Below are 24,532 nucleotides of genomic sequence, written 5' to 3'. Positions count from 1 at the left end.
ATTTATTTCTGGATTGGAATATAGCACCTCCCGCTATCGTCGGGGATAAAGCCCATGGAAACGCCAATATTAGCAGTAGATTGCGGATAAAGCCTCGCTCGCCGATATCGCATTAAATAGCAATGCTAATATCCAATCCCGCATGATAACAATCCCTATACCATGTACGATATAATTGAACGTTTTTTTCTGCAAGATGACAGACTTGCGACGCCTGGCAACATGATTTCAAAAAACGAAGGGGCAACTTCCTCAATATGATAGATTTCTTTGCCATCGAATGTTTGCCAAGTTGAGTGAAAACGCCATTGGGATTTAAATTTTTAAGCTTTCAATGTTTAGTTGATTGTAATGGCAAATTGAGTTACCAAATAGTTAAGGGGGTATCACTCATGATTTGTGCATTGAGAACGACTTTAGTTGCATTTTTCTGGCTACTCAGTTGTACAATTTGCTTAGCACAAGCTGCTCCGACATTATCGGCGCCATCTAATGGTGCTAGAAATGTTGCTCCTGAAGATGTAAGATTTAGCTGGTCGAATGTCTCTGAAGCATCGAGTTACAGAATAGTATTGGTTGATAATCGATCTTTTTCTGGATTTAACGACACGGGCGATGAAAACACAAAATGTTCAGACAATAGTAAATGCGTTACAGGGGTTGTTTCTTCTGCTGGTGCAAGAATTAGAAATCTTGGAGCTGGTAAAAATTTTTACTGGAAAGTAAGAGCAAACAATACTGGTTGGTCTCGTACTTACTCTTTTACTACAGCCGATGATACACCGACGCCGCAGATTAATTCCTTTAGCCCGTCGAGTTTAACGGCGAGCAACTCGGCTCAGAACATCACGTTAAATGGCAGCGGCTTTACGCGCGATACGGTTATTCGCTGGCAAAATGGTAGCGCGAGCGGGACATTGACATCTAGCCAAGTGAGCTACTCGAGTGCATCGCGTCTTGTAGCTAATTTCCGTACAACATTGAACGGCACGGGGACATGGTATTTCACGCCGAGCAATGGCGATAAGACAGGGTCTCGCGCGAGCTTTCAGGTGAATGCGCCAGCCGATGATACACCGACGCCGCAGATTAATTCCTTTAGCCCGTCGAGTTTAACGGCGAGCAACTCGGCTCAGAACATCACATTAAATGGCAGCGGCTTTACGCGCGATACGGTTATTCGCTGGCAAAATGGTAGCGCGAGCGGGACATTGACATCTAGCCAAGTGAGCTACTCGAGTGCATCGCGTCTTGTAGCTAATTTCCGTACAACATTGAACGGCACGGGGACATGGTATTTCACGCCGAGCAATGGCGATAAGACAGGGTCTCGCGCGAGCTTTCAGGTGAATGCGCCAGCCGATGATACACCGACGCCGCAGATTAATTCCTTTAGCCCGTCGAGTTTAACGGCGAGCAACTCGGCTCAGAACATCACATTAAATGGCAGCGGCTTTACGCGCGATACGGTTATTCGCTGGCAAAATGGTAGCGCGAGCGGGACATTGACATCTAGCCAAGTGAGCTACTCGAGTGCATCGCGTCTTGTAGCTAATTTCCGTACAACATTGAACGGCACGGGGACATGGTATTTCACGCCGAGCAATGGCGATAAGACAGGGTCTCGCGCGAGCTTTCAGGTGAATGCGCCAGCCGATGATACACCGACGCCGCAGATTAATTCCTTTAGCCCGTCGAGTTTAACGGCGAGCAACTCGGCTCAGAACATCACATTAAATGGCAGCGGCTTTACGCGCGATACGGTTATTCGCTGGCAAAATGGTAGCGCGAGCGGGACATTGACATCTAGCCAAGTGAGCTACTCGAGTGCATCGCGTCTTGTAGCTAATTTCCGTACAACATTGAACGGCACGGGGACATGGTATTTCACGCCGAGCAATGGCGATAAGACAGGGTCTCGCGCGAGCTTTCAGGTGAATGCGCCAGCCGATGATACACCGACGCCGCAGATTAATTCCTTTAGCCCGTCGAGTTTAACGGCGAGCAACTCGGCTCAGAACATCACATTAAATGGCAGCGGCTTTACGCGCGATACGGTTATTCGCTGGCAAAATGGTAGCGCGAGCGGGACATTGACATCTAGCCAAGTGAGCTACTCGAGTGCATCGCGTCTTGTAGCTAATTTCCGTACAACATTGAACGGCACGGGGACATGGTATTTCACGCCGAGCAATGGCGATAAGACAGGGTCTCGCGCGAGCTTTCAGGTGAATGCGCCAGCCGATGATACACCGACGCCGCAGATTAATTCCTTTAGCCCGTCGAGTTTAACGGCGAGCAACTCGGCTCAGAACATCACATTAAATGGCAGCGGCTTTACGCGCGATACGGTTATTCGCTGGCAAAATGGTAGCGCGAGCGGGACATTGACATCTAGCCAAGTGAGCTACTCGAGTGCATCGCGTCTTGTAGCTAATTTCCGTACAACATTGAACGGCACGGGGACATGGTATTTCACGCCGAGCAATGGCGATAAGACAGGGTCTCGCGCGAGCTTTCAGGTGAATGCGCCAGCCGATGATACACCGACGCCGCAGATTAATTCCTTTAGCCCGTCGAGTTTAACGGCGAGCAACTCGGCTCAGAACATCACATTAAATGGCAGCGGCTTTACGCGCGATACGGTTATTCGCTGGCAAAATGGTAGCGCGAGCGGGACATTGACATCTAGCCAAGTGAGCTACTCGAGTGCATCGCGTCTTGTAGCTAATTTCCGTACAACATTGAACGGCACGGGGACATGGTATTTCACGCCGAGCAATGGCGATAAGACAGGGTCTCGCGCGAGCTTTCAGGTGAATGCGCCAGCCGATGATACACCGACGCCGCAGATTAATTCCTTTAGCCCGTCGAGTTTAACGGCGAGCAACTCGGCTCAGAACATCACATTAAATGGCAGCGGCTTTACGCGCGATACGGTTATTCGCTGGCAAAATGGTAGCGCGAGCGGGACATTGACATCTAGCCAAGTGAGCTACTCGAGTGCATCGCGTCTTGTAGCTAATTTCCGTACAACATTGAACGGCACGGGGACATGGTATTTCACGCCGAGCAATGGCGATAAGACAGGGTCTCGCGCGAGCTTTCAGGTGAATGCGCCAGCCGATGATACACCGACGCCGCAGATTAATTCTTTTAGCCCGTCGAGTTTAACGGCGAGCAACTCGGCTCAGAACATCACATTAAATGGCAGCGGCTTTACGCGCGATACGGTTATTCGCTGGCAAAATGGTAGCGCGAGCGGGACATTGACATCTAGCCAAGTGAGCTACTCGAGTGCATCGCGTCTTGTAGCTAATTTCCGTACAACATTGAACGGCACGGGGACATGGTATTTCACGCCGAGCAATGGCGATAAGACAGGGTCTCGCGCGAGCTTTCAGGTGAATGCGCCAGCCGATGATACGGACACTCCCTTTTTATCCGTATATAAAAGTGGTGAAGGGCGTATTTTTACCACTCCAATGGGAATTGAATGCGGTAGTGTCTGTGGAAAGTTTTTTCCAAAAGGTCAGCGTATTCAACTTACAGGAACACCTGATAACGGTTGGGAGTTTGTTAGGTGGGATGGCAACTCTAATTGTGCCGCGAACCTATCTTGCTCTTTTGATCTGGATGATGACGTTGAGATTACAGCAGTGTTTCAGCAAAAAATGAGCACAGAAACAACTCCAAAATTAGTTAATTTTTACCCAAAATCTATCGAATTAGGGAAAACAACCGAGATAGTTTTAGAAGGCAGCAACCTATCGGCTCAATTGGTTGCTAATGTCCAGGGAACTCAAGAGTATTGTAATGTATTGTCGTCTTCCTCAATAACCGTAACATTGACATGCAAGCCTATTGAAGCAGGAGAAAAGCTATTTTACATTAAAGACCGAAAGGGCGGTGCAACCATTTCTGGAACAAGAAACTGGCGCATTAATGTTACTCGTCCCGCGAATTCCGCTCCTAGTGTTTGGGTTGATGATGGGTATAAGAAATACACCCTTGTGAATCAGCCATATTATGTGACGGCTAAAAGTTGGGACGCTGAACGGAATCTTCGTTCCATTCAAGTTGACTGGCTAGCGAATGGTAACTGGAATCGGACTGCCCTTGTTGACAAACCGTCTGGAGAGGATATTTTATTTTCTTACACGCCGACCTCTACGGGGGTATTGAAATTTCGGTTCCGAGCTACAGATGAAACAAACCAAACAACTATATCTGATACTTACCGAATACAGGTGCAGCCCCGACCAGAGCCTATTGAAGTAGCTTCTACTGAGGAGGTGCCGCCGCCTACTGGTTTTGCTAGTGGTGGGTTTACAAAAGAGAAGTCTCCAGAGCAATGTGTTGCCAATCCAATAACACCCGTGAATGGTGCTAAAATTGAAACTCGAACACTTCTGACAGCAAACGGTGTTGTGCCATTGAGTTTTGACATTCATTACAATTCCCTTATCAGAGCAACAGGGTCGTTAGGTGTCGGATGGGATTTTGCGAACGCCCAAGCGGCGAGAATCGTTGAAGATGGCGAGTATGCGGTGATTGAATGGTCGCGGAACAAGGCCCATGTATATACTGCGAATGGTGATGGCTCATATACCGCTCAAAGCCATGCTTGCCGCCTCGACACACTCACGAAGCAAGATGACGGCTTGTTCCGTGTTGAACGCTCAGACAGAAAAGTGTATTATTTTGACGAGTTCAATTTTCTGCGGCGAGTTGAGAACGAAATTGGGCAAGGTATCGATTATTCATACAATGCCAGAAGTCAGCTCATTAAAATTCAGGAACCCACAAGCGGTAACTATATCCAATACTCATATGATAACGTGGGCTATCTTCAACGAGTGTCTACTCGCGGAGGGCAATCTGTCGAGCTACGTTATGTAGATGGGCGGCTAGCAGGTATAGTTCATGCCGACAAAACAGTTGAAGAATTCACATACACTGAATTGGACCAGTTAAAAACACGATCTTTAAATGGCAAAGTGATTACGACTACCAATTATGACGAGTTTGGGAGAGCCTCGAATCAGGATGATGCACTGACAACAAATTCTAAGATTGCTTTCGAATACATAGAAGGAGTCGACACGATTACGACCAAAATTATGGACCGTAATAGCAAGCAAAAATCAATGATTTTTGACGAAGACTATAAACTTCTCAAAGAGACTAATGCCATCGGAGAGATTAAGGCGTACGAATATAATGAAGACGGCAGGCCTGTGAAAATTACCGATGGGAATGGAAATGTAACCAACGTCGCTTATAATCAATATGGCGATATTACGCGGCTCGAAACCCCTGACGGTGCGGTTGAAATTCGAGAGTATGATGAGAGACGTAATCTTATGAAGGTTATCGATGCGCTCGGGCAGTCATCGGCTTTCACATATGATGCGGATAACAATCTACTAACGTCCCAAGACGAACTCGGAAATATTACGCGCCGTACCTATAACGCAAATAATCAAATTACGTCTGAAACGACGCCAGAGGGCCGTAGAGCTCAATATAGCTATACGAACGGACTATTGACCCGGGTGACCAATGCAGCTGGGAATAGCCGTAGGCTGATATATGACAATGATGGAAGACTGACATCTGAATCGGACTTTAAAAATAATACTACACGATATGAATTGGATGGCCTGGGCCGTAAGTTGCGTGAAACAGACCCGCTAGGAAACCGCCAAAGCTGGCGCTATGACGCGCGGGGCAATATCACGCGCTATGAAGACGCAAACGGGATTAAAACAGATTATGTTTATAATCTTGAAGGCGAACTTCTGACGAAAACTATAACGGATAATACCATCCAAAGTGTTTGGCGTTATAAATATGATGGTGAAAGCCGCTTGATTGAGGAAATTGACCCCAATGGAAATACGACGTCTTTTGAACGTGATGAACTAGGGCGTGTTGTTAAGGTTACGGACGCATTGGGAGATACTATGAGGTATCTTTACGATGCAAATGGTAATCGTACTCAAGAACGTGATGCGTATGATCAGGTTAAAGTATTATCATATGATGAAATGAACCGCGTTGTACGGCAAGACGATGCCCTGAAGCATCAAACATTGTTCACCTATGATGCCTTGAGCCGTAAGACAGTAACGCAAGATGCTCTGTCCAGAAAGTATGAAAGCAGCTATGATAAGGCTTCACGGCTTGTCTCTTTAAAACACCCCGGTGACCTAACAGCTAAACAGGGTTTTGATAACGATGGGCAATTGACCTCAGTGACAACACCCAAAAATGAAACGCGTAATTTAAGTCTAGATCAAAACGCGCGACTAAACGTGGAGACAACTGCTGACTCGGTCTTGTTACAATACAGCTATGATCAAAACGACCTCGTTTCGATGATGCGCAATGGCCGCGGGCAATCGACAACTTATGGCTATGATGAGGCCTCCCGCTTGACGTCTAAGCAGGATGAGGTCGCAAGTGTGAGTTATGGCTATGATAAAAATGGCAATGTCCTGACTGTTACAGAAAACAGTAAAACGATAGAGCGTCAGTTTGATGGCTTTAATCGTGTCACGCAATACCGGGAAGACACAGCGAAGGAAAACCGCACGCGTTATGATTTTGATGTTGCCGGTAATTTAACCCGTATATCCTACCCGCATACAAGCGATAATAATGGGGCTGGTTTCCCTATTGATTATACTTATGATGCTCTTAACCGTGTGAAAACTGTTTCAGCTTTTAAAGCAGGTCTTTTTGCAGCGAACTACAGCTACGATAAAAAGGGCCGTATCATTAAAATGGTGCGCGGGAACGGGACCGTTCTGACCATGAAATATGATGCTGCTGACCGCTTGATCGAGAGCTTGGATAAAACCGCGGATGGTATTGTAATTTTAAAACAAAATTACGCCTATGACGCACTCGGACGGTTGACAGATGAAAGCATATTGCCGGAATCGTCCCCACCCGCTGATATGCTCAAAGACTTCGCTATGACCTATGGTCTTGATAATCGGCTGCAATCACAAAACGGTCTGAATTATCAATTTGATGGCGACGGCAATATTCTTGCGGCTAACGACAATGACTTGACGTATAATGCTCGCAACCAATTAATCTCGGCGGGTGAGTATAGTTATCAATATAACGCGGAAGGTCACCGAACATCATACTCGCGCACTGTTAATGGACAGACCCGTGAAACGCGGTTCCTTGTAAGTCCTGATAATATGGGCCTCGTGAAGGTCCTGCGTATGGTGCCTGAAACGGGGTCAACATCACTTGATTTTATCTATGGACCGAATGGTTTAGTCGCGCAATATAATCGCGGTATTGGGCATCTGTATTTTCATTACGATTACCGTGGCTCTGTTAGAGCCGTCACGGATAAAGACGGCAAAGTCGTCGACCGGTACGGCTACACGCCTTACGGGCAACGCTATGCGCTTGACGGCAATGCGGGATGGGATACGCCATTTGGATATAATGGCCGAGATGGCGTTATTACTGACCCGAATGACCTTATCTATATGCGAGCAAGGTATTATAGTCCCGCGCTACGACGCTTCCTGAATAAGGATCCACTGCGGGGTGATATTGAGAGTCTCGCTTCGTTAAATCGCTATGCATATGTCGGAGGTGATCCAATCAATGCTGTCGACCCAAGCGGGGAGTTGGTGCAATTGCAGTGGCATACTGTTGCAGGTGGTTTTCAACACACATTAATAAAAATAACTCCAGAAAATCAGGATAGATTTGCGGATAGCAATTACAATTTTATAAGAAACAGTAATGGTGAGTTATATTTGACGTTGGGGGCGGGGCCAACTTCTCGAACGCCTGCGGCAAAGTTACAAAATGGTATAAATCGTCCAAGAGACATCAGTGAACCTAAAAATGGTACCTTGAATTTAGAATATGGTGACTATGACTATGAATGTGAGGGGGCGTTCATAGATGCGTTGCTTAGCAATCATACATCATATATTAATCGATCCGTCACTTATGATTTATTTGCATCTAACATTGGGAATAGGAAATGGTGGCGACCAGATGATGGTTATAATTCCAATTCATATACATATACCTTACTTCGACGGTCTAATGTTGATAATATAATTGTAAATGACCCTGCTAAGGTTCCTGGTTGGGGTGTTTACATTCCTGATAACAATTATCGATAGAACATGAAGTATACAATAACGAAAATATTTTTAGTAGGCTATGTGCTGTCGATACTGATAGGCTTGTTTAACTTACAATATGATAGTCAATCTGGATTGTTTTTTATTTTTCTAGCTAACGTTTTAGCTTTGCCAACGTTTTTTGCATCTGAAATCATTTACAGTTTTAGCAATGCACAAGCATTCAAAGGCGATACAGTTTTTGCGTTTCTAGGCGGAGTTGTTATCACTTTACTGATTGATTTACTCATATTTTTATTCATTAAACTAAAAGGAAAAAAACAATGAGAATACTGTTATTGATATCTTCTTTATTAATTTTTTCGAATGCTTTTAGCCAAGTTTATATCTATGATATGACAGGCCGTATCGCGGAGATAACATACCCCGATAATCAAAAATTCAAATATGAATATGATGCGTCAGGGAATATCACGCAGATATTAGCCGTCGTGGCGTCTCGTTCTGTGGTAAACGGTACGCCAGGTAACGACATAATCCAAGGCAGTTCTGTGTCTGAAGTAATGACAGGCGGCAGTGGTAAAGATAGGTTCGTTTTGCCAGCAAATAGCGGCTCTGATGTTATTACAGATTTCTCTTTGACTGACGATGTTTTGGCATTCGGGAATGACCCCTACTTATCAGTTCGTGATTTGAAGAACATGATGACGCAATTCGACGATTATGTTGTTTTAGAATTAAATACAGTTAGCCGCGTTAAAATCGATAGCGTCAACATTGATGATTTTCGCGCCCGAAACTTTCGCATTGCTGCCGACCATCCGGACGGTCCTGGTCCCTTTAGACGGGCATCTGACTACCGTCCGACTTGGACCAAGAAGTGATTTCCTGAGTTTGGCAGAGCAAATAGGCCACTTCCTGTCCAATTAAATATGGTACGTATGCAAGTAACGGTTTAGCAATCGCCTAGAAAAAAACCAGAGACGGACCAACGAGCTCGATGCCTTCACATTATGTTTTTAGTGTGGGCTTTCTTCATCAGTGATTCTAAAAACACATCTTGGCCTTTATTAGGTTTAAAAGGCTTGAACTCATCATTATTTAGGCCAATTCGTTTCAGTTCGGCCTCTTTGTCTTCGAGATTGGATCGAAGGTAATGTTCAGTTGTGGAGATGTGCTCATGTCCCAGCATCGCTGACACATGAAATACGTCCATTCCCTTGCTCAACCAATTCATGGCTGCGGATCGTCTTAAGACATGCGGCGTAACTTTCTTTTTGAGGCCCTGATTAGCAAAGAATTTTTCTACGCGTTTCGCAAGATTGGAAGTGTGATGTGCCCCTAGCTTTATAGGCACCTTTCTACTTCATTTTGTTGCCATCTCAAATTCAACGGGTGACAACATCCCATTGTTAGCATGCCTGCGTTTTGGATTGTAAAAAATCTCGATGTAATCGAATACGTCTTGCCGTGCTTCCTGGCGGGTTTTGTAAGTTTTTCTCCTGATCCTCTCAGTCTTGAGCAGATGGAAGAAACTCTCCGCGACCGCGTTATCGTAGCAATTCCCACGACGGCTCATACTGGCTTCCAAATTGTGATAGGTTAGAAACTCCCGACACTCATGGCTCGTAAACTGTGAACCTTGATCTGAATGCACGATGACTTTCTCTGTCGGTTTGCGCCGCCATACGGCCATCAGCAGAGCATTGAGCGCAAGCGATGTTTGCATGCGCGAGTGCATCGACCACCCGACAACTTAGCGTGAATACAGATCGATGACGGCCGCCAAATATAGCCAGCCCTCATGCGTTCGAATATAGGTGATATCAGTCACCCAAACTGTATCAGGGGCGTCCACGTTAAAATCCTATTGCAACTGATTGACGGCTACAATGGCGGGCTTGGTGCCATATTTGCCGGGCCGGCGTTTATAGCCGACTTGCGCCCGTAAACCTTCGCTTCGCATCAGCTTGGCGACGGTGTTAGCCGCGCAGGGCTCGCCCAGGCTCAACAGTCCATGATGGATTTTAGGGTATCCATAGACACAGCCACTCTCGAGCCAAGACTGCTTGATAAGCCCTGTCAGACGGCGCCTTCGCTTAGCTTGGCCGGATAATCCATTCTTCAGCCACGCATAGAAACCGCTGGCGTGAACGTCGAGCACGCGGCACATGGCCCGCACAGAAAACTCCGTGCGGTGCGCCTTCATAAAGGCGTACTTCACCCGTGGTCCTTTGCGAAGTACACCGTGGCCTTTTTTAAGATGTCACGCTCCTCGATAACACGGCGAAGCTCGGCTTTTAGGCGCTTGATCTCATCATGTTCTGCTGAAAGGCTGTCCGCGTCAGGCGTATCACCATATCGCTTCACCCAATCGTAAAGCGACTTAGTGCTGACACCCAGCCGCCTGGCAACGGATGTCACTCTATGCCCCTTGGCTGTGACTTGTGCCACAGCCCCCAATTTAAACTTTTCTGTATATCGAATACGACCGCCCATAAGACACTCTCCTTGCTTCCGTTTTTACCAAACAAGGTGTCTACAAAGCTAGGGGCACATCAGGATTCAACATTATTGAAACGGATCGTTTTGTCTTTTGTTTCGTCATAACCTCACCAAAATCTGCAATCGTCTTATAAAACTTGCTGAATTTTGTCCATTATGAGTGTGGGAGCATTTTCCTAACCTTGAGAATTCTGATTATGGAGGTTCTAGAGAGGGTGTTGGGGCTTTTTGTAACGCATTACAAAAGCTACCAATTACCGAGGGTGGGGACGGTTTTTGGGCTTATTTTGCTTAATTCGGTAAGTTTTGACTGCGGCCAATGAGGGCGCGGAAGAAATTATCTTCCCTGAAGTCCTCGTAAGTCGCTGCAAAAGCTACGAATTTGTCACCCTATCAAGATAATACGGAAATCCGCATAAATAAACAGATGTTTACTTGGCGATACACGCCAACTCGGTTAAACAAAGCAAAATTCAGGGCAAAGCCCGCTTAATTTCAGGGAGTATCCCATGCGCCGTATTCTTACACTGACCACATTGGCCATTGCTTGCGGGTCGATGACGGCTTGTCAAACCGCGACAAAGCGCCTTGGCCTAACGACATCTGCGCCGAATGAATTTAACATTCTGACCAAGCCGCCACTTGTTATTCCGCCTGAATATAATCTGCGCCCGCCGCAAGTCGGCGCATCCAGCGCAGAGAACAACTACTCTCAAGAGGCTGCGCGCAAGGCCCTTATCGGGGATGTTGATGCGGCGGAACCGTCCCGCGGCGAGATTGTCCTGATGACCAAAGCAGGTGTTGGTCGCGCCAATCAAGAAATCCGCATTGAGATCGACGGCCAAAATAGCGTTGAGCGTAAATCAGACGGCTTTACTAGCCGCGTGATGTTTTGGGAAAACGGCAGTGTCAAAACACCAGACGGATCGCAGTTAGACGCTGAATCCGAAGCGCGCCGTTTGGAGTCGATCACATCAGCTACGGGCGGTGCGCCTGTGAAGATTACGCGTAAACCAGGGGGTGCAAAGCTCCCGGGGCTATAGCGCTTTTGGCGGCTATGCTGTCCACAACACTCTGATCACCTCTGTGGTCACGGCCTAGCTTAGCGGCTAGGCTTTTTTTATGACTAAACCGCTCATATCGATTCGCCGCCTGCCGAGCGAGACCGTCAACCGCATCGCGGCGGGCGAGGTGGTCGAACGCCCAGCCAGTGTTATCAAAGAACTGACCGAGAACGCGATTGATGCGGGCGCCACACAGATTGATATCCGATATGAGGACGGCGGCCGAACCCTCATTACTGTCACAGATGACGGCAAAGGCATGAGCCGTGACGAATTGCCCATTGCGATTGAACGTCATGCCACGTCCAAATTATCCCCCGATGGTGAAGGCCATTGGGACCTGCTTAATATTGGCACGATGGGCTTTCGCGGCGAAGCCCTACCGTCCATTGGGTCTGTCGCGCGGCTGTCTATCACCTCACAAACCATGGATGATGGCTCCGCTTGGACGCTGTCTATTGAAGGCGGCACAGTCGCGCCCATCCGTCCCGCCCCGCGTTGGGGTCTGCACGGGACACGGGTCGAGGTCCGCGATTTATTTTACGCCACGCCTGCGCGACTGAAGTTTTTAAAATCCGAGCGTTCAGAGACTTTGGCGATTTCAGATATCGTCAAGCGCATGGCCATGGCCAATCCCAATGTGGGTTTCACGCTGGGCACGTCCGTGCGAACAAGCTTTAAAGTTGCCCGCCAAAGCGCGGATGTCGAGGGACGGTTAAAACGGCTCGCCGATGTGCTGGGCCATGATTTTGGTGATAATGCGCTATCCATTGACACTGACCGCGAAGGCGTAAAGCTTAAAGGTTTTGCGGGGTTGCCGACCCTATCACGCGGTAATGCACAGCATCAATATCTGTTTGTGAACGGGCGTCCTGTGCGGGACAAGCTCCTGACGGGGGCCGTGCGCGGGGCTTACCAGGATTTTCTCGCACGTGACCGTCATCCGCTTGTCGCGCTCTATCTGGATTTGCCGCGAGATTACGTCGATGTAAACGTTCACCCCGCCAAGACCGAAGTGCGCTTTCGCGATCCGGGATTGGTGCGCGGTTTGATTGTCTCAGCCCTGCGCCATGCGTTGGCGGGCGCTGGGCACCGCGCCAGTACAACAGTATCAGATTACGCGCTGGGCCGTATTCAGGCGGGCCAGGGGGTGCACCAAGGCGGCGTTGCGCCTAATGGATATCCGCAAAGCTTCCAAGGCCGTTACGGCGGCTATCAACCGAGTGCCCGCCCGCCCGATTCGCAGCTTCAACCGCTTGTCGACGGTTTTTCCGCGCGGGTCGAAGAGGCGCCAGAGGGTTTCGTGCCTTACGGGGCAGAGCGCGGTTTCGCGCCGCAACCCGCGCCAGATTTGACAGGGCATCCGCTAGGTGCGGCGCGCGCACAACTCCACGAGACCTATATCGTCGCGCAAACAACGGACGGTATCGTCATTGTCGATCAACACGCGGCCCATGAACGACTGGTCTATGAACGTATGAAAGACGCCATGGCAGGTAAAGGCGTAGAGCGCCAAGCGCTGCTGATCCCCGATATTGTGGACCTGTCTGAGGACGACGCCACGCGGATTTTGGCCCGTGTTGATGAACTTTCTGAGATGGGTCTTGTGATAGAACCGTTTGGTAGCGGCGCAGTCGCGGTGCGTGAAACGCCTGCGCTGCTGGGGGAGGTCAACGTTCAAGGCCTGCTGCGCGATCTTGCCGATGATTTGGCCGAATATGACGAAGCGCTAAGTCTGAAAGAACGGTTTGAACATGTCTGCGGCACCATGGCGTGCCACGGCTCTGTCCGCGCAGGACGGCGTCTCAACGGTGTCGAGATGAACGCACTGCTGCGCCAAATGGAAGCCACACCGCATAGCGGACAATGTAACCACGGACGGCCGACTTATGTGGAATTGAAACTCGCCGATATTGAGCGGCTTTTTGGGCGGCGCTAGCCCAAATGCTGCAAAGCGGCACTAGCGAGGAACGCACTTCTTGTCATGCCTTGTTCTTTGGCGGCTTGGTCTATGGCGGTAAGCAGGGATGAGTTGATAGAGATATTGACGCGCTTGGGCGGGTCAAAGTTTGTGACAAGGGGAACGCGTACAATTTGCGCGTCTTGAAAATCTTCTTGCCAGAAACCGTCTTTATCAGCTTCGATTTCCGCGAGCGACCTTGGTTTAGGAATATCATAGCCATGGTCTTTCATGGCTTCGACGTGAAACCCTAGGGCCTCTTTGCCCATGGCCATGACCTCTTCAAACGTATCACCCGCAGAGATACAGCCCGGAAAGTCAGGAAAGCAAATGCCGTAACTTGAACTGTCGTCTTTGTGAATTAAGCCAATATAAAACATTTTATTGTGGTGGCCACTTCAAACCCGCTTGGCGGTAGATTGAACGTAGCGTCCCTTTCTTTAAATCATGCTTAGGATGGGGGACAGTGACGATGCCGGGCTTGCTATCATGTATAAAGTGGTGATGCGATCCGCGTGTTCTATCCAAATACCATCCATCTGCTTTCAGTTTCTTAATGAGCGTTCGGCTGTTCATACTGCACCCTAACTGATTTGATCATGACTTATCAGGCAAGAGGTGGTAATAGCCTATGTGTATTTATATACACACAAAACACCTCATTCGTCAAGCCAAACTACTCAATTCCGACCCGAAAGCTCACGGTGAAGCTACTCGGCGTAATCACACCTTCGCTCATCACGCCTTTGGGGGCGAGGCAGATGTGGGTGACGGCGGTGTCGTAAAGCCCAATGGGCGTGTAGTTACAACTGACCATGGTGGCGGGCGCAGTGGCGGCGTTGGAAAAGCCGACATCTGTGCCGAGGTTAAGGCTCACGCCAGAGCCAGCATCAGATAGGATAACGGCGTCTGTCTCTGGGCCGGGGCCGTCTATATCACCTGTGTAGAGACGCGTTTGTGGGGGCAGGGGGTCCACGAGGAAGAGCGTATCTGCGTCCACGGGCCCGTCGCCCGTATTGGTCACGGTGATATTGTAAATCACATCCGAGCCGGGGATAGCATAGGGCGAGACTGCGTCCGTTGACATGCCAACTGATTTATCAGCACCCAGCAGAGCGCTCTGGTTATTATCAAATAACCAATAGGCGACTTGTTCAGTTGTGTGGCTGCGGCCTGTGTCGCCCGCGACTGTTTCCTCTTCAATCGCCCATTGCACACGGTTGTTCGGTAGGGGGTCTGCGCCGTATAAAATCGCCCAACCGCCTTGGCCGCCGTCCTCGCCCGCTTGGGTTAAGATGCCCATATCAAAATCGCCGCTAACGGTGTAGCTATAAGGTGGATTGTTGCCAACACCGCCGCCTGTATCTGCACCTACGGCAGCGGCGAAGCTAATACCATTGACGGTGCCTGTGCCGCCTTCGACAACGAAGTAACCTAATGTCTCTGACGCGCGTGTGCTGTTAATTTGGCCGATATGTTTGCCCACGCAGATGCCGTCCGCCATGCCGGATTGAAACGGGCGGTTGCCGCGCGTGTCGCAATCATAAGTCCAAAAGACAGAAGCGCGATTGTCATTAAAGGACATGACTTGACCTAGCACGACAGGGGCGGCGTAGCTTTGTGTAACTGATGTGCTTACATCGACATTGTTAACAAGGTTCCAGCTATTTGGCACAGAATTGCCCGCGGTATTTGGGGCGGTGACTTTGCGTGCCTCATATTTCAGCCCGCCTGCGTTATAGGCCCCTTCATCAGAGATAATGCAATAGACTGTGCCTGCCGTGACGCTGCTGCTGTCCTCAAATTGCTGAATTTTGAGATCAAAGCTGGTGCTTGTAATGCTGCGGATGCGGGTAGTGGCAGACGGGTTACTGTCCGACGCCAGATTATAAGTGCAAACCACAATCGGGTCCGTATAGCTGTTTTCTAGCGCCACCGTCTGCCAACTATAGCTGACATTTGTGAGTGTGCGGACTTCAAGATTGCTTGTTAAAAGCTGCGCATGGGCAAATAGGCTACTGCCAAAGCTTAGCAGCATGAATATCAGCCATCCCAATATTGGCCTTAAGAACATTGATATAGACTACAATTTGAGTGTGAACGGGACATTAATCCCGCTGCTTTGTTTAAGCTGCTTTTGTTAAGAATAAGACGCGCGCCGCGCCCCATGTTTTATCTGCGGCAATATCAAATCCGCGAATCTCGATGTCTTCTTCATCAGCCGCGACTTCGAGGATAATGACACCGTCATCCGCGACCAAGTTTTGGTCTTTTAACGCCCATAACACAGGTTTCCACAGCCCTTTATTATAAGGCGGATCCATGAAGATAAGCGTGAACGCCCCGCGTAGATTTCCCGGCGCTATTTTCAGTTTGGTCGCATCACGGCGATGCAATCGGGTACAGCCAAACAAGTCCATTTTTTCCATATTGTCGCGAATGGCGGCGCGGGCTTTGGGCTCTGTTTCGACAAACAAGCAAAACTCTGCCCCGCGCGAAATCGCTTCAAACCCCAGCGCGCCAGACCCTGCAAAAATATCAGCGGCAATCGCCCCGTCAAGCGGCGGTGCCCATGGGGCATGGGCGAGGATATTAAAGATAGACTCGCGTGTTTGATCCGAGGTAGGCCGTGTGCCTCGCCCGGGCGGTGTCGCGATATTGCGCCCGCGTAATCTGCCGCTGACTATTCTCATTTATAGGCTCTCATCGTTTGGCGAACTTTCCGCGACCTTTGGGCGGGGCTTTGGGCGCAGAGCGTTTGCCTTTGCCCGCGACAGGACGTCCACCTGTTTTAAACTCTGTTTTACCGCCCGCTCTTTTTGGTTTTCCCTTAGGTTTTTCATTGGGCGCAGAAGCCTCGTCTTTATTTTGAAAGCGTTTGGCACTGGCGAATGTGCCGCGTTTTGGCGCGCGAGCTTTGCGCACTGGCGCGTCACTGACATTTGCGCCCGCGCTTTTACCGCTATGCATGCCGGGTTTAACATAAGGAATTTTGACCAAATGCCCGATTTGTTCAATCAGCGCGTCATTGGGGACTTCTTCGACTTGACCTGGGGGTAGCTTACCCAATTGGAAAGGCCCGTAACTGGTACGGATCAGGCGGTTCACTTCTAGCCCAAGCGTATCCAGCGCACGGCGCACTTCGCGGTTTTTACCCTCGCGAATGGTAACGGTAATCCACGCATTGCTGCCTTGTTGCTTATCCAACGTGGCTTCAATCGGGCCAGAGGGGACGCCGTCAATATCAATGCCCTTTTTCAGGCTATCAAGGCGGTCTTGGGTGACATGGCCAAAGGCACGTGCGCGGTAACGGCGCAGAAAACCCGTCTTGGGCAGTTCTAAGGCCCGCGCAACTTCGCCGTCATTGGTCATAAGCAACAGCCCCTCAGAGGTGATATCGAGCCGCCCAACGGAAATCACGCGCGGCATATCTTTGGGCATATTATCAAAGACCGACCGACGGCCTTTCTCATCTTTATGGGACGTCACTAATCCGCTGGGTTTGTGATAACGCCAAACGCGCGGCGGCTCTTTTGCGGCTAGTGGTTTGTCATCAAATAAAATCTCGTCTTTGCGGGTGACCTTAAACGCAGGCGTTGTCAGCACGATACCGTTGACCTTGACGCGTCCTTCATCAATCAACTTCTCGCAATCGCGCCGCGACGCCACACCGGCCCGCGCCATAACTTTGGCGATGCGATCGCTTCCATCGTTATTTCGGGCATCATTGGCCTTGGGCTTTTCCCCTTTATTCGAGGGATTGTTTTTATTTTCTGCCATGACAGGATTGACCTTTGCGGGCTTTGGCCCAATGAAAAGCGCATGACTGATGCGCAAGATAGGCTCTATATGCAGCAAGCCCTAGCCGAGGCGCAAGCGGCATCTTCACGCGGCGAGGTGCCTGTGGGGGCTGTGCTCGTTGACCCTGTGTCCGATACTGTGATTGCGCGCAGTGGTAATGCGCCCATCGGCATTGATGACCCGACGGCCCATGCGGAAATCCTCGCTATTCGGGACGGGTGCTACGCGCGCGGCAATTACCGCCTCACGGGGCTCACGCTTTACGTTACGCTAGAGCCTTGCACCATGTGCGCAGGCGCGATTTCTAATGCTCGCATTGGGCGGGTGGTTTACGGCGCGTCTGACCCCAAAGGCGGCGCGGTGGATAGCGGTGTGCAATTCTTCCAAAGCCCAACATGCCATCATAAACCCGAGGTGACACGCGGCGTTATGGAAGGCGAAAGCGCAGCGATGTTAAAGGCGTTTTTCAGAGCCCGCCGTAAAAAAACATCCCGCAAAAAGACATCAACAGGATGAGCCCGCCAAATCCTGACCGTTTTAAAGTCAGTCATGACGGCCTCGGCTATTTGCTCGCTATTGGTGGGGCGGTGCTGTTTTCTTTCAAAGCTGTGCTGGCCAAGCTTGCCTTTATCCCGCTCGACGCGGACGCCGCCGCCATGGGCGAGGTTGCGATTGACCCGCTCACGCTGATGGTTTTACGTCTTGGGTTTTCGATGCCTGTTTATTTGATAATTTGGTGGATGGTCACGCGAAAGAACCGCGCTAGGGGACATCATGTAGCTGCAAAAACGATGGCCAAGGTCGCAGGGCTCGGTGTGCTGTGTTATTATGTTTGTACGCTGCTCGATTTCTCTGGCCTGCAATATATTACGGCGCAGTTGGAACGGCTTATTCTGTTTACTTATCCCGTCTTTGTCGTGATTTTCGGCGCACTGTTTTTTGGCGGGCGTATTACCAAATGGGGGGCTGCAGCCGTGATCATCGCCTATAGTGGTATTGCGCTGATTTTCGCGGTTGGAAATATCGCGGTGGGCAGTAACGTACCGCTGGGCAGTGCGCTGGTTATGAGCTCGGCAGTACTTTTCGCGCTTTATCAACTTTTGTCCAAAGGCCTTATCGATCAAGTCGGGGCAAAGCTGTTCACATGCATCGCCATGACTGCGGCGGCAACTGTCACGGGACTGCATTTTATCACGCTGCACGGCGGTATAGACGGGGCACGCATCGCCCTTGATCTACCGCCGCGGCTTTACGTAATTGGGGCCGCGATTGCACTGTTCTCCACAATTCTGCCGTCTTTCATGATTGCGACAGCGGTCGGCCGCGTCGGGCCGCAAGCGGTCGCTATCCTGGCCATGATTGGCCCGGCCGCGACCATTGCTGGCGCAGTATTCATCCTCAGCGAGCCATTTGGCTGGGTGGACGCGCTCGGCACAGCCATTACAATGATCGGTATCGGTCTTTATACTCTGATTGATAAACGGGCCAAGATTAAGGCCCGCAGCGTCGATCCAGCCTTTATCCGTTAGGCCGTAGAGTTTTCCTCGAACAGTGAAATTCAAATCGGATACGGAACGAAATAGACCGTATCATTGGCGTTGCGACCTATGGGGTCTCTATGCTCGCTTGTCCGAATCCTGCATTTATGTATCGTTAACTTAATTGATTCGAGCACTGCACAGCTGGGTGAGCGCCGATTTTCTAAAGAAGTGGGGACGACAATGTCATTTTTTAACCGAGGCAAATCCGTGAAATCAACGACAGAAAAACCCGCCGTTCCGCAAAGCCGTGACGAGCGCCCCTTGTATCAGGCGACAACAACATCCGTATCGGCGCAGACCGCCAATTCCGATGATGTCAAACAGGCTAATGACTATGTCGAGCAAATGACGGCAGAGATGAAAGCCAATGCAGATCAGCAAAATATTGCCGCAAAGCGCATGGTAACGCTGGGTAAGACAATTGCCAAAATGGATGCTAGCCTCCGCCAGCTACAGCGTTTTGAAGCGCAGTCTATCAAGCTCGAAAGTGACCTTAAAGTTCTACAAACTAAATTTGACCAGAAATCCAGCTGGGCGTCAGAGCAAGAAAACAAGCTGATTAATCTGGAGCGCCAACACGCCGAAGTCCGTCAAGAGTTGGAAGTGGCCAAAACCGAAATTTCTGCCCGTGCTGACCGTGAAAAATCTGATCGTGAAAAGCTACAAAAGCAAATGCGTGAGCTTGAAAACTTAAACACAAATATCGCAGATCGTGACGAGCGTATCTCGACACTGACAATGACCAACCAAAACTTGGCCGATGACGTCAGCGAGCAATCTGCAGAGCTATCCAAGCAAAACCGCCGCGTGATGGAATTGCAAAAAAGCTTAGAGGAACTCGCTGCTAAAGTTGACGAGAAAAACAAGCACAATGATCAATTGATGGTCGAGCTTAAGAACCTTCGCCTGGATCATAACGAGCTGAAGACAAAATATTTTGAGACATCGGGTGCGCTCGATAATGCCAAATATGACTTGAAAACGCAGAAGTCGTTGTTTGAAGAAAGCCTAAAGCGTCGTGATGACGAAAGCTACGCGCTGAAATCCCGCATCGAGCAGCTTAATACGCAAGTCCGTATCAAGGAAAATATGTCCGGTCATTTGGACGAAGAAATTCTGTCGCTACGCACAACACTGGATAGCGAGCGCACACGTAATGAGCGCGCCGAGACCCGGCTACGTGAAAAGTCAGAGGAAGTTGAGCGCAACGTTCGAGCCCTTGCGCGGTCAAAAGTTGAGTTCGAAAATCTGAACGCGAAGTTCACAACGGCGCTAGAAGATTTAGATACGCTGCGTAAAATCAACCAAGTGCAAAAGCAAAAGCTGGAACGCTACGCCTCTATTGGGGGTGTCAGCACAGGCCAAAGCATCATGCCGTCAGAGAGCTACCGCGCAGAGAAAAAAGAGCCTGCACCCGCTGTGAAGCCCGCGTCTAATGCATCTGATAAAAACGTGCGTATCTTAAAGGCTGTTAAAAACACTGGCAGCTAGCCTCGTAAAATACTGAGGGGGAGGGCGCATGAAGAGGCAGCGGGAACGCTGCCTTTTTGTTTGGGATGACAGCATATGTGGCGACCATTAAAGCAAAATAAGAGTTGCAACACGTCACTATAAGGGTTCGTCACCCTTGGGCTCGACCCGAGGGTCTATGCCGTAGAATTACCTTGTAAGATTGGAATTCCCGCGTGACTGAAGGTCACGACACAGAGTCCGGGTGAGCGTTGCTCACGTTGGAATGACATGTTTAATTGGCTGCGCTCTCTAAGCTCTCGTCATTCCGTCGTGACCCATCAGGGCACCCGGAATCCATGTCGTGAGGCTTATATATTTAGCCAAATTTACGCGAGTGTGACCGAGAGTCGGGAGCTAAACCCTATTTACAGCCCTTTGGCAGCCGTATCATCTGGCCGGGGGAGATACGGGACGCATCATAGATATTATTCATCTGCGCCAGTGTTTCGGCGTCGGTACAATTATTGCGCGCGATACGGTAAAGGTTATCGCCCGTGCGGATGCGGTACATACGCTGGTTTGTGGCGATATTCGTCACCGTCGAAGCTTTGATAGTTTGCGGACGCACGACTTGCGGTGCTTGGATTGTATCAATCTGCGCTTGGGTGGGTGTTGTGCTTACGGTCTGAGGTGTCATGGGCGCACCGAAGACGGGAGCTTGCGGCTGGCTTTGTGCGTAGCCAGCCCATTGACCGCGATTTTCAAAATAATCTTTGCAGTTTACCGTCACGTCGGCGAGCACAGTGTTCGACCGATCATTATCTTCAAGGATAAGAACACGGGCCGTATCGTTCTTGGCGTTATTATCCGCCGCACGCGCGCGCATATTATCATTGTCGCAGACCATGGGCGCTTCGGCGCGCTGCACGGTCGGGAAGGCTTGCTGATATTGGCTCATGACTGTGGCGACAGTTTGCGGTTTTTTGCGTACGACTTTCACCGTCGGGATGCTCTCGGACACGCTCGCGCAGCCCGTTATCATAAGGGTCACAGCAATAATTGATGGTGTCAAAAAATGGCGCATAATATCTCCAGCCCCGGATATAAATTATCAAAGACAGGGTCGGTGATTATGCCTAACAAATGATTAAAGCCCCCGTGTTTACGAGGGCTTTTGACATGTTTTAGCTTAGATAGATTGTCCCGTCTTTTCCCAATCGGCCATAAAGGCGGCGAGGCCTTTATCCGTTAGCGGGTGGTCAGCTAGTTTGCGAATAACGTCCGGCGGGGAGGTGATAACGTCAGCCCCAATAAGCGCGCAGTCTTTGATATGCCCAACAGAGCGGATAGAGGCGGCAAGGATTTCAGTCTCATATCCGTAATTGTCATAAATCGTGCGGATGTCTTCGATCAACTCCAGCCCGTCGAGACTGATATCATCCAAACGTCCAATAAAGGGCGAAATAAAGCTCGCCCCGCATTTCGCCGCGAGTAGCGCTTGGTTGGCAGAAAAGCACAAGGTTACATTGGTCTGTGTTCCTTCCGCGGACAGAACTTTGCACGCCGCCAGTCCGTCCATCGTCAGCGGCAATTTCACGCAAACATTATCCGCGATTTTGCGCAGGATACGGGCCTCATTTAGCATCTCGTCTTTTTTCATCGAGACAACTTCGGCGCTGACGGGGCCGTCAACAAGCTTGCAAATGTCCTTGATGACGGTTTTAAAATCACGGCCTGATTTGGCAATGATGGACGGGTTTGTGGTGACGCCGTCGACTAGACCGACATCATTTAACATCGCGATTTGGTCAAGATCGGCACTATCAACAAAAAACTTCATGGGAGGCTCCAAAACGGGGGGCAAGAATCGTATGTGTCTGTTAGCATAGTCCTATGCCCGCGCAAATCGCTCAAATCCTTTTCCCGGTCAATGTGCCCGAAGCCTTTGATTACGCCGTCCCGCCAGAGATGTCGGTCGCGCCGGGGCAATTTGTCTTCGCCCCCATTGGCAAGCAAATGAAGCTCGGCGTTGTGACGGCCTTGAAAACTCACGCGGGTGACCGCGTCCTCAAAGACATCGCGCAGGTCAAACAGACCAAAGCCCTGTCAGCTTCTATGTTAAAATTTATTAGCTGGACGGCAGATTACAACTGCGTCTCGCCGGGCCTGGTTCTGCGTATGGTGATGCGCTCTATCAAAGCCATGGACCCGTCAGAGATGGTTGCCCATTACACGCCAAGCGGGGCCGCGTTTAAGCTCACCCCCGCGCGTCAATTGGTGCTGGATAAGGGCGGGCCCTTTCCCGCCCGCGCCTCTGAAATTGCAGATCGCGCGGGCGTCAGCGCAGGTGTGGTGCGCGGCATGGCCAATGCTGGTGGCTTGGTTGTTGAGACGTTGCCTGTTGATGCGCCGTTTGATACGCCCGACCCTGATTACGGCAGCGCCGCGAATGGCGGCATCGCGCTGACAGATGAGCAAATGGCGGCGGGCGAGGAGCTTCGCGCCCAAATCATACGGGGTGGGTTCTCGGTCAGCTTGCTCGACGGAGTGACAGGGGCTGGCAAAACAGAGGTCTATTTTGAGGGCGTCGCAGAGGCGATAAAACGCGGCGGGCAAGTGCTTGTCCTCGTGCCTGAAATTGCTTTGACACAGGCCTCGCTCTCGCGGTTTAAAGCGCGCTTTGGCGTGGAACCCGCGCCGTGGCATAGCGCGCTGGGTGATGCGCAAAGACGCCGAACATGGCGGGAGGTCGCCCAAGGCCGTGCAAAGCTTGTCGTTGGCGCGCGCTCGGCGCTTTATTTGCCCTTTGATAATCTGTCGCTCGTCGTGGTCGATGAAGAACATGACACCAGCTATAAGCAAGAAGAAGGCGTCATCTATAATGCGCGCGATATGGCGGTGGTGCGCGGCTCTATCGCAGCTCACGCCGTTGTGTTGGCCTCCGCGACGCCCTCGCTCGAGAGCTTGGTAAACGCCCGCACGGGGCGTTACGCTCATATTGTGCTGCCTGAACGGCCTGGTGCGGTGACATTGCCCGATATTGATTTGGTTGATTTGAAAGATTTCCCGCCAGAGAAAGGCGATTTCATTTCCGCCCCTTTGATAGAGGCAACCAATACTGTGCTTGCGTCGGGCGACCAAGCGATGCTCTATCTGAACCGTCGGGGCTATGCGCCGCTGATTATATGCCGTGCCTGTGGGGAGCGCCTAAAATCCCCCGATACGGATAGCTGGCTCGTGGAGCACCGCGCCACGGGGCGGGCGCGCTGTCATATGACGGGCTTTTCCATGCCCATGCCCAAGGCCTGTCCCGATTGCAAAACCGACGATAGCCTGACCCCCGTCGGCCCCGGCGTGGAGCGCGTCGCCGAAGAAGCTGCGCGGCACTTCCCCGGCGCAAGGATAGAGATTTTCAGCTCTGACACCGCTGGCAATCCGGCCGAAATTGCGGCCCGCATGAAACGCATGGAGTCGGGCGAGATTGACATATTGATTGGCACGCAAATGGTTGTGAAAGGCCATAACTTTCCGCATCTGACGTTCGTTGGCGTGGTGGACGGCGACCTTGGCCTTGCGGGCGGCGATCCGCGCGCAGGGGAGCGAACCTATCAGACCCTCGTGCAGGTCGCGGGCCGGGCCGGGCGCGCCGATAAACCCGGCACAGCGCTTATCCAAACCCATCAACCCGACCACGAAGCGCTATCGGCGCTGGCGGCGGGTGACCGCGAACGGTTCATATCCGCAGAACTTGCCAGCCGCGAGATGCTCGGCCTGCCGCCTTATGGCAAACTCGCGGGCGTCATTATCAGCGGCCCTGATGTAAAGAAGACCGAAGCCCTCGCCAAGAAATTCGTCAGCCTCGCCCCGCGCGCCGACGGTATCGACATCCTCGGCCCGTCCGAGCCGCCCATTGGCCGCCTTCGGGGCCTCTATAGACGCCGCATTCTGGTGCAAGCGGAAGCCTCCGTGAACCTATCTAAATATATGCGCGTCTGGCGCAAAAAGCTCCGCGTCCCCGCGAAATATAAGCTGCACATCGATATCGATCCGCAGGGGTTTATGTGAGTGGGG

The 24,532-nt window shown here is 50.6% G+C and carries 17 protein-coding genes and 1 pseudogene; 9 read left to right on the top strand and 9 right to left on the bottom strand.

Annotation, left to right across the window (positions count from 1 at the left end; translation table 11 throughout):
• Nucleotides 1-572 precede the first annotated feature (572 nt).
• The 3 genes from AB6B37_RS09735 to AB6B37_RS09725 are packed head-to-tail and all read left to right on the top strand — an operon-like array spanning nucleotide 573 to nucleotide 9,022.
• Nucleotides 573-8,177 carry an RHS repeat-associated core domain-containing protein gene (locus AB6B37_RS09735; protein ID WP_371395579.1) on the top strand — a complete coding sequence of 2,535 codons (7,605 nt, stop codon included), beginning with the start codon at nucleotides 573-575 and terminating at the stop codon, nucleotides 8,175-8,177.
• 3 nt (nucleotides 8,178-8,180) lie between these two features.
• Nucleotides 8,181-8,465 carry a hypothetical protein gene (locus AB6B37_RS09730; RefSeq protein WP_371395578.1) on the top strand — a complete coding sequence of 95 codons (285 nt, stop codon included), beginning with the start codon at nucleotides 8,181-8,183 and terminating at the stop codon, nucleotides 8,463-8,465.
• On the top strand, nucleotides 8,462-9,022 hold the full coding sequence (locus tag AB6B37_RS09725) for a hypothetical protein (protein ID WP_371395577.1): 561 nt from the start codon (nucleotides 8,462-8,464) through the stop codon (nucleotides 9,020-9,022). The genes AB6B37_RS09730 and AB6B37_RS09725 overlap by 4 nt, the downstream gene beginning before the upstream one ends.
• Nucleotides 9,023-9,144: 122 nt before the next feature.
• On the opposite strand, the gene AB6B37_RS09720 is transcribed toward AB6B37_RS09725, so the two are convergent.
• On the bottom strand, nucleotides 9,145-9,495 hold the full coding sequence (locus tag AB6B37_RS09720) for a tyrosine-type recombinase/integrase (RefSeq protein ID WP_371395576.1): 351 nt from the start codon (nucleotides 9,493-9,495) through the stop codon (nucleotides 9,145-9,147).
• A gap of 9 nt (nucleotides 9,496-9,504) precedes the next feature.
• A pseudogene (locus tag AB6B37_RS09715) lies at nucleotides 9,505-10,637 on the bottom strand (IS3 family transposase).
• A 515-nt stretch (nucleotides 10,638-11,152) separates the two neighbouring features.
• Here AB6B37_RS09715 and AB6B37_RS09710 point away from each other — a divergent pair.
• Nucleotides 11,153-11,686 carry a DUF3035 domain-containing protein gene (locus AB6B37_RS09710; protein ID WP_371395575.1) on the top strand — a complete coding sequence of 178 codons (534 nt, stop codon included), beginning with the start codon at nucleotides 11,153-11,155 and terminating at the stop codon, nucleotides 11,684-11,686.
• A gap of 94 nt (nucleotides 11,687-11,780) precedes the next feature.
• Nucleotides 11,781-13,646: a DNA mismatch repair endonuclease MutL gene (gene mutL, locus AB6B37_RS09705; RefSeq protein ID WP_371398443.1), complete on the top strand. Its 1,866-nt coding sequence runs from the start codon at nucleotides 11,781-11,783 to the stop codon at nucleotides 13,644-13,646.
• Here the strand turns inward: mutL and AB6B37_RS09700 are convergent.
• The 5 genes from AB6B37_RS09700 to AB6B37_RS09680 all read right to left on the bottom strand — a co-directional run bounded on the left by AB6B37_RS09700 (nucleotide 13,643) and on the right by AB6B37_RS09680 (nucleotide 17,504).
• The gene (locus AB6B37_RS09700; protein WP_371395574.1) at nucleotides 13,643-14,047 is read right to left on the bottom strand and encodes a type II toxin-antitoxin system HicB family antitoxin; all 405 of its coding nucleotides are present in this window, start codon (nucleotides 14,045-14,047) and stop codon (nucleotides 13,643-13,645) included. The genes mutL and AB6B37_RS09700 overlap by 4 nt on opposite strands.
• Nucleotide 14,048: 1 nt before the next feature.
• Entirely contained in the window at nucleotides 14,049-14,243 is a 195-nt protein-coding gene (locus AB6B37_RS09695; protein WP_371395573.1) for a type II toxin-antitoxin system HicA family toxin, read from the bottom strand.
• A 100-nt stretch (nucleotides 14,244-14,343) separates the two neighbouring features.
• Complete coding sequence (locus AB6B37_RS09690) at nucleotides 14,344-15,723, bottom strand: hypothetical protein (RefSeq protein WP_371395572.1); 1,380 nt, start codon at nucleotides 15,721-15,723, stop codon at nucleotides 14,344-14,346.
• A 70-nt stretch (nucleotides 15,724-15,793) separates the two neighbouring features.
• Nucleotides 15,794-16,360 carry a 16S rRNA (guanine(966)-N(2))-methyltransferase RsmD gene (gene rsmD / locus AB6B37_RS09685; RefSeq protein ID WP_371395571.1) on the bottom strand — a complete coding sequence of 189 codons (567 nt, stop codon included), beginning with the start codon at nucleotides 16,358-16,360 and terminating at the stop codon, nucleotides 15,794-15,796.
• A 10-nt stretch (nucleotides 16,361-16,370) separates the two neighbouring features.
• Complete coding sequence (locus AB6B37_RS09680; protein ID WP_371395570.1) at nucleotides 16,371-17,504, bottom strand: pseudouridine synthase; 1,134 nt, start codon at nucleotides 17,502-17,504, stop codon at nucleotides 16,371-16,373.
• Between AB6B37_RS09680 and tadA the strand changes: the two genes are divergently transcribed.
• The 3 genes from tadA (at nucleotide 17,490) to AB6B37_RS09665 (ending at nucleotide 20,500) form a co-directional block, all read left to right on the top strand.
• Entirely contained in the window at nucleotides 17,490-17,984 is a 495-nt protein-coding gene (gene tadA, locus AB6B37_RS09675) for a tRNA adenosine(34) deaminase TadA (RefSeq protein WP_371395569.1), read from the top strand. The genes AB6B37_RS09680 and tadA overlap by 15 nt on opposite strands.
• On the top strand, nucleotides 17,981-18,997 hold the full coding sequence (locus AB6B37_RS09670; protein WP_371395568.1) for a DMT family transporter: 1,017 nt from the start codon (nucleotides 17,981-17,983) through the stop codon (nucleotides 18,995-18,997). Before tadA ends, AB6B37_RS09670 begins: the two co-directional genes overlap by 4 nt.
• A gap of 192 nt (nucleotides 18,998-19,189) precedes the next feature.
• Nucleotides 19,190-20,500 carry a hypothetical protein gene (locus AB6B37_RS09665; RefSeq protein WP_371395567.1) on the top strand — a complete coding sequence of 437 codons (1,311 nt, stop codon included), beginning with the start codon at nucleotides 19,190-19,192 and terminating at the stop codon, nucleotides 20,498-20,500.
• Between the two features lie 382 nt (nucleotides 20,501-20,882).
• Here AB6B37_RS09665 and AB6B37_RS09660 read toward each other — a convergent pair whose 3' ends face one another.
• Both AB6B37_RS09660 and fsa read right to left on the bottom strand, forming a co-directional pair.
• Complete coding sequence (locus AB6B37_RS09660; RefSeq protein ID WP_371395566.1) at nucleotides 20,883-21,545, bottom strand: LysM peptidoglycan-binding domain-containing protein; 663 nt, start codon at nucleotides 21,543-21,545, stop codon at nucleotides 20,883-20,885.
• Nucleotides 21,546-21,650: 105 nt separating this feature from the next.
• Complete coding sequence (gene fsa, locus AB6B37_RS09655; protein ID WP_371395565.1) at nucleotides 21,651-22,301, bottom strand: fructose-6-phosphate aldolase; 651 nt, start codon at nucleotides 22,299-22,301, stop codon at nucleotides 21,651-21,653.
• Between the two features lie 53 nt (nucleotides 22,302-22,354).
• On the opposite strand from fsa, the gene AB6B37_RS09650 reads away from it, so the two are divergent.
• On the top strand, nucleotides 22,355-24,526 hold the full coding sequence (locus AB6B37_RS09650; protein ID WP_371395564.1) for a primosomal protein N': 2,172 nt from the start codon (nucleotides 22,355-22,357) through the stop codon (nucleotides 24,524-24,526).
• The last annotated feature ends 6 nt before the right edge of the window (nucleotides 24,527-24,532 follow it).

It is taken from the genome of Fretibacter rubidus (genome assembly GCF_041429785.1).
GTDB lineage: Bacteria > Pseudomonadota > Alphaproteobacteria > Caulobacterales > Maricaulaceae > Fretibacter > Fretibacter rubidus.
The sequence above is the reverse complement of the archived record's forward strand: the minus strand, read 5'-3'. Positions and strand labels throughout refer to the sequence as shown.

Coding starts and splice junctions, on each gene's coding strand:
- AB6B37_RS09660 (WP_371395566.1), bottom strand. CDS start 21,545: ATGCGCCATTTTTTGACACCATCAATTATTGCTGTGACCCTTATGATA.
- AB6B37_RS09665 (WP_371395567.1), top strand. CDS start 19,190: ATGTCATTTTTTAACCGAGGCAAATCCGTGAAATCAACGACAGAAAAA.
- AB6B37_RS09650 (WP_371395564.1), top strand. CDS start 22,355: ATGCCCGCGCAAATCGCTCAAATCCTTTTCCCGGTCAATGTGCCCGAA.
- tadA (WP_371395569.1), top strand. CDS start 17,490: ATGACTGATGCGCAAGATAGGCTCTATATGCAGCAAGCCCTAGCCGAG.
- rsmD (WP_371395571.1), bottom strand. CDS start 16,360: ATGAGAATAGTCAGCGGCAGATTACGCGGGCGCAATATCGCGACACCG.
- fsa (WP_371395565.1), bottom strand. CDS start 22,301: ATGAAGTTTTTTGTTGATAGTGCCGATCTTGACCAAATCGCGATGTTA.
- AB6B37_RS09710 (WP_371395575.1), top strand. CDS start 11,153: ATGCGCCGTATTCTTACACTGACCACATTGGCCATTGCTTGCGGGTCG.
- AB6B37_RS09730 (WP_371395578.1), top strand. CDS start 8,181: ATGAAGTATACAATAACGAAAATATTTTTAGTAGGCTATGTGCTGTCG.
- AB6B37_RS09695 (WP_371395573.1), bottom strand. CDS start 14,243: ATGAACAGCCGAACGCTCATTAAGAAACTGAAAGCAGATGGATGGTAT.
- AB6B37_RS09700 (WP_371395574.1), bottom strand. CDS start 14,047: ATGTTTTATATTGGCTTAATTCACAAAGACGACAGTTCAAGTTACGGC.
- AB6B37_RS09725 (WP_371395577.1), top strand. CDS start 8,462: ATGAGAATACTGTTATTGATATCTTCTTTATTAATTTTTTCGAATGCT.
- AB6B37_RS09670 (WP_371395568.1), top strand. CDS start 17,981: ATGAGCCCGCCAAATCCTGACCGTTTTAAAGTCAGTCATGACGGCCTC.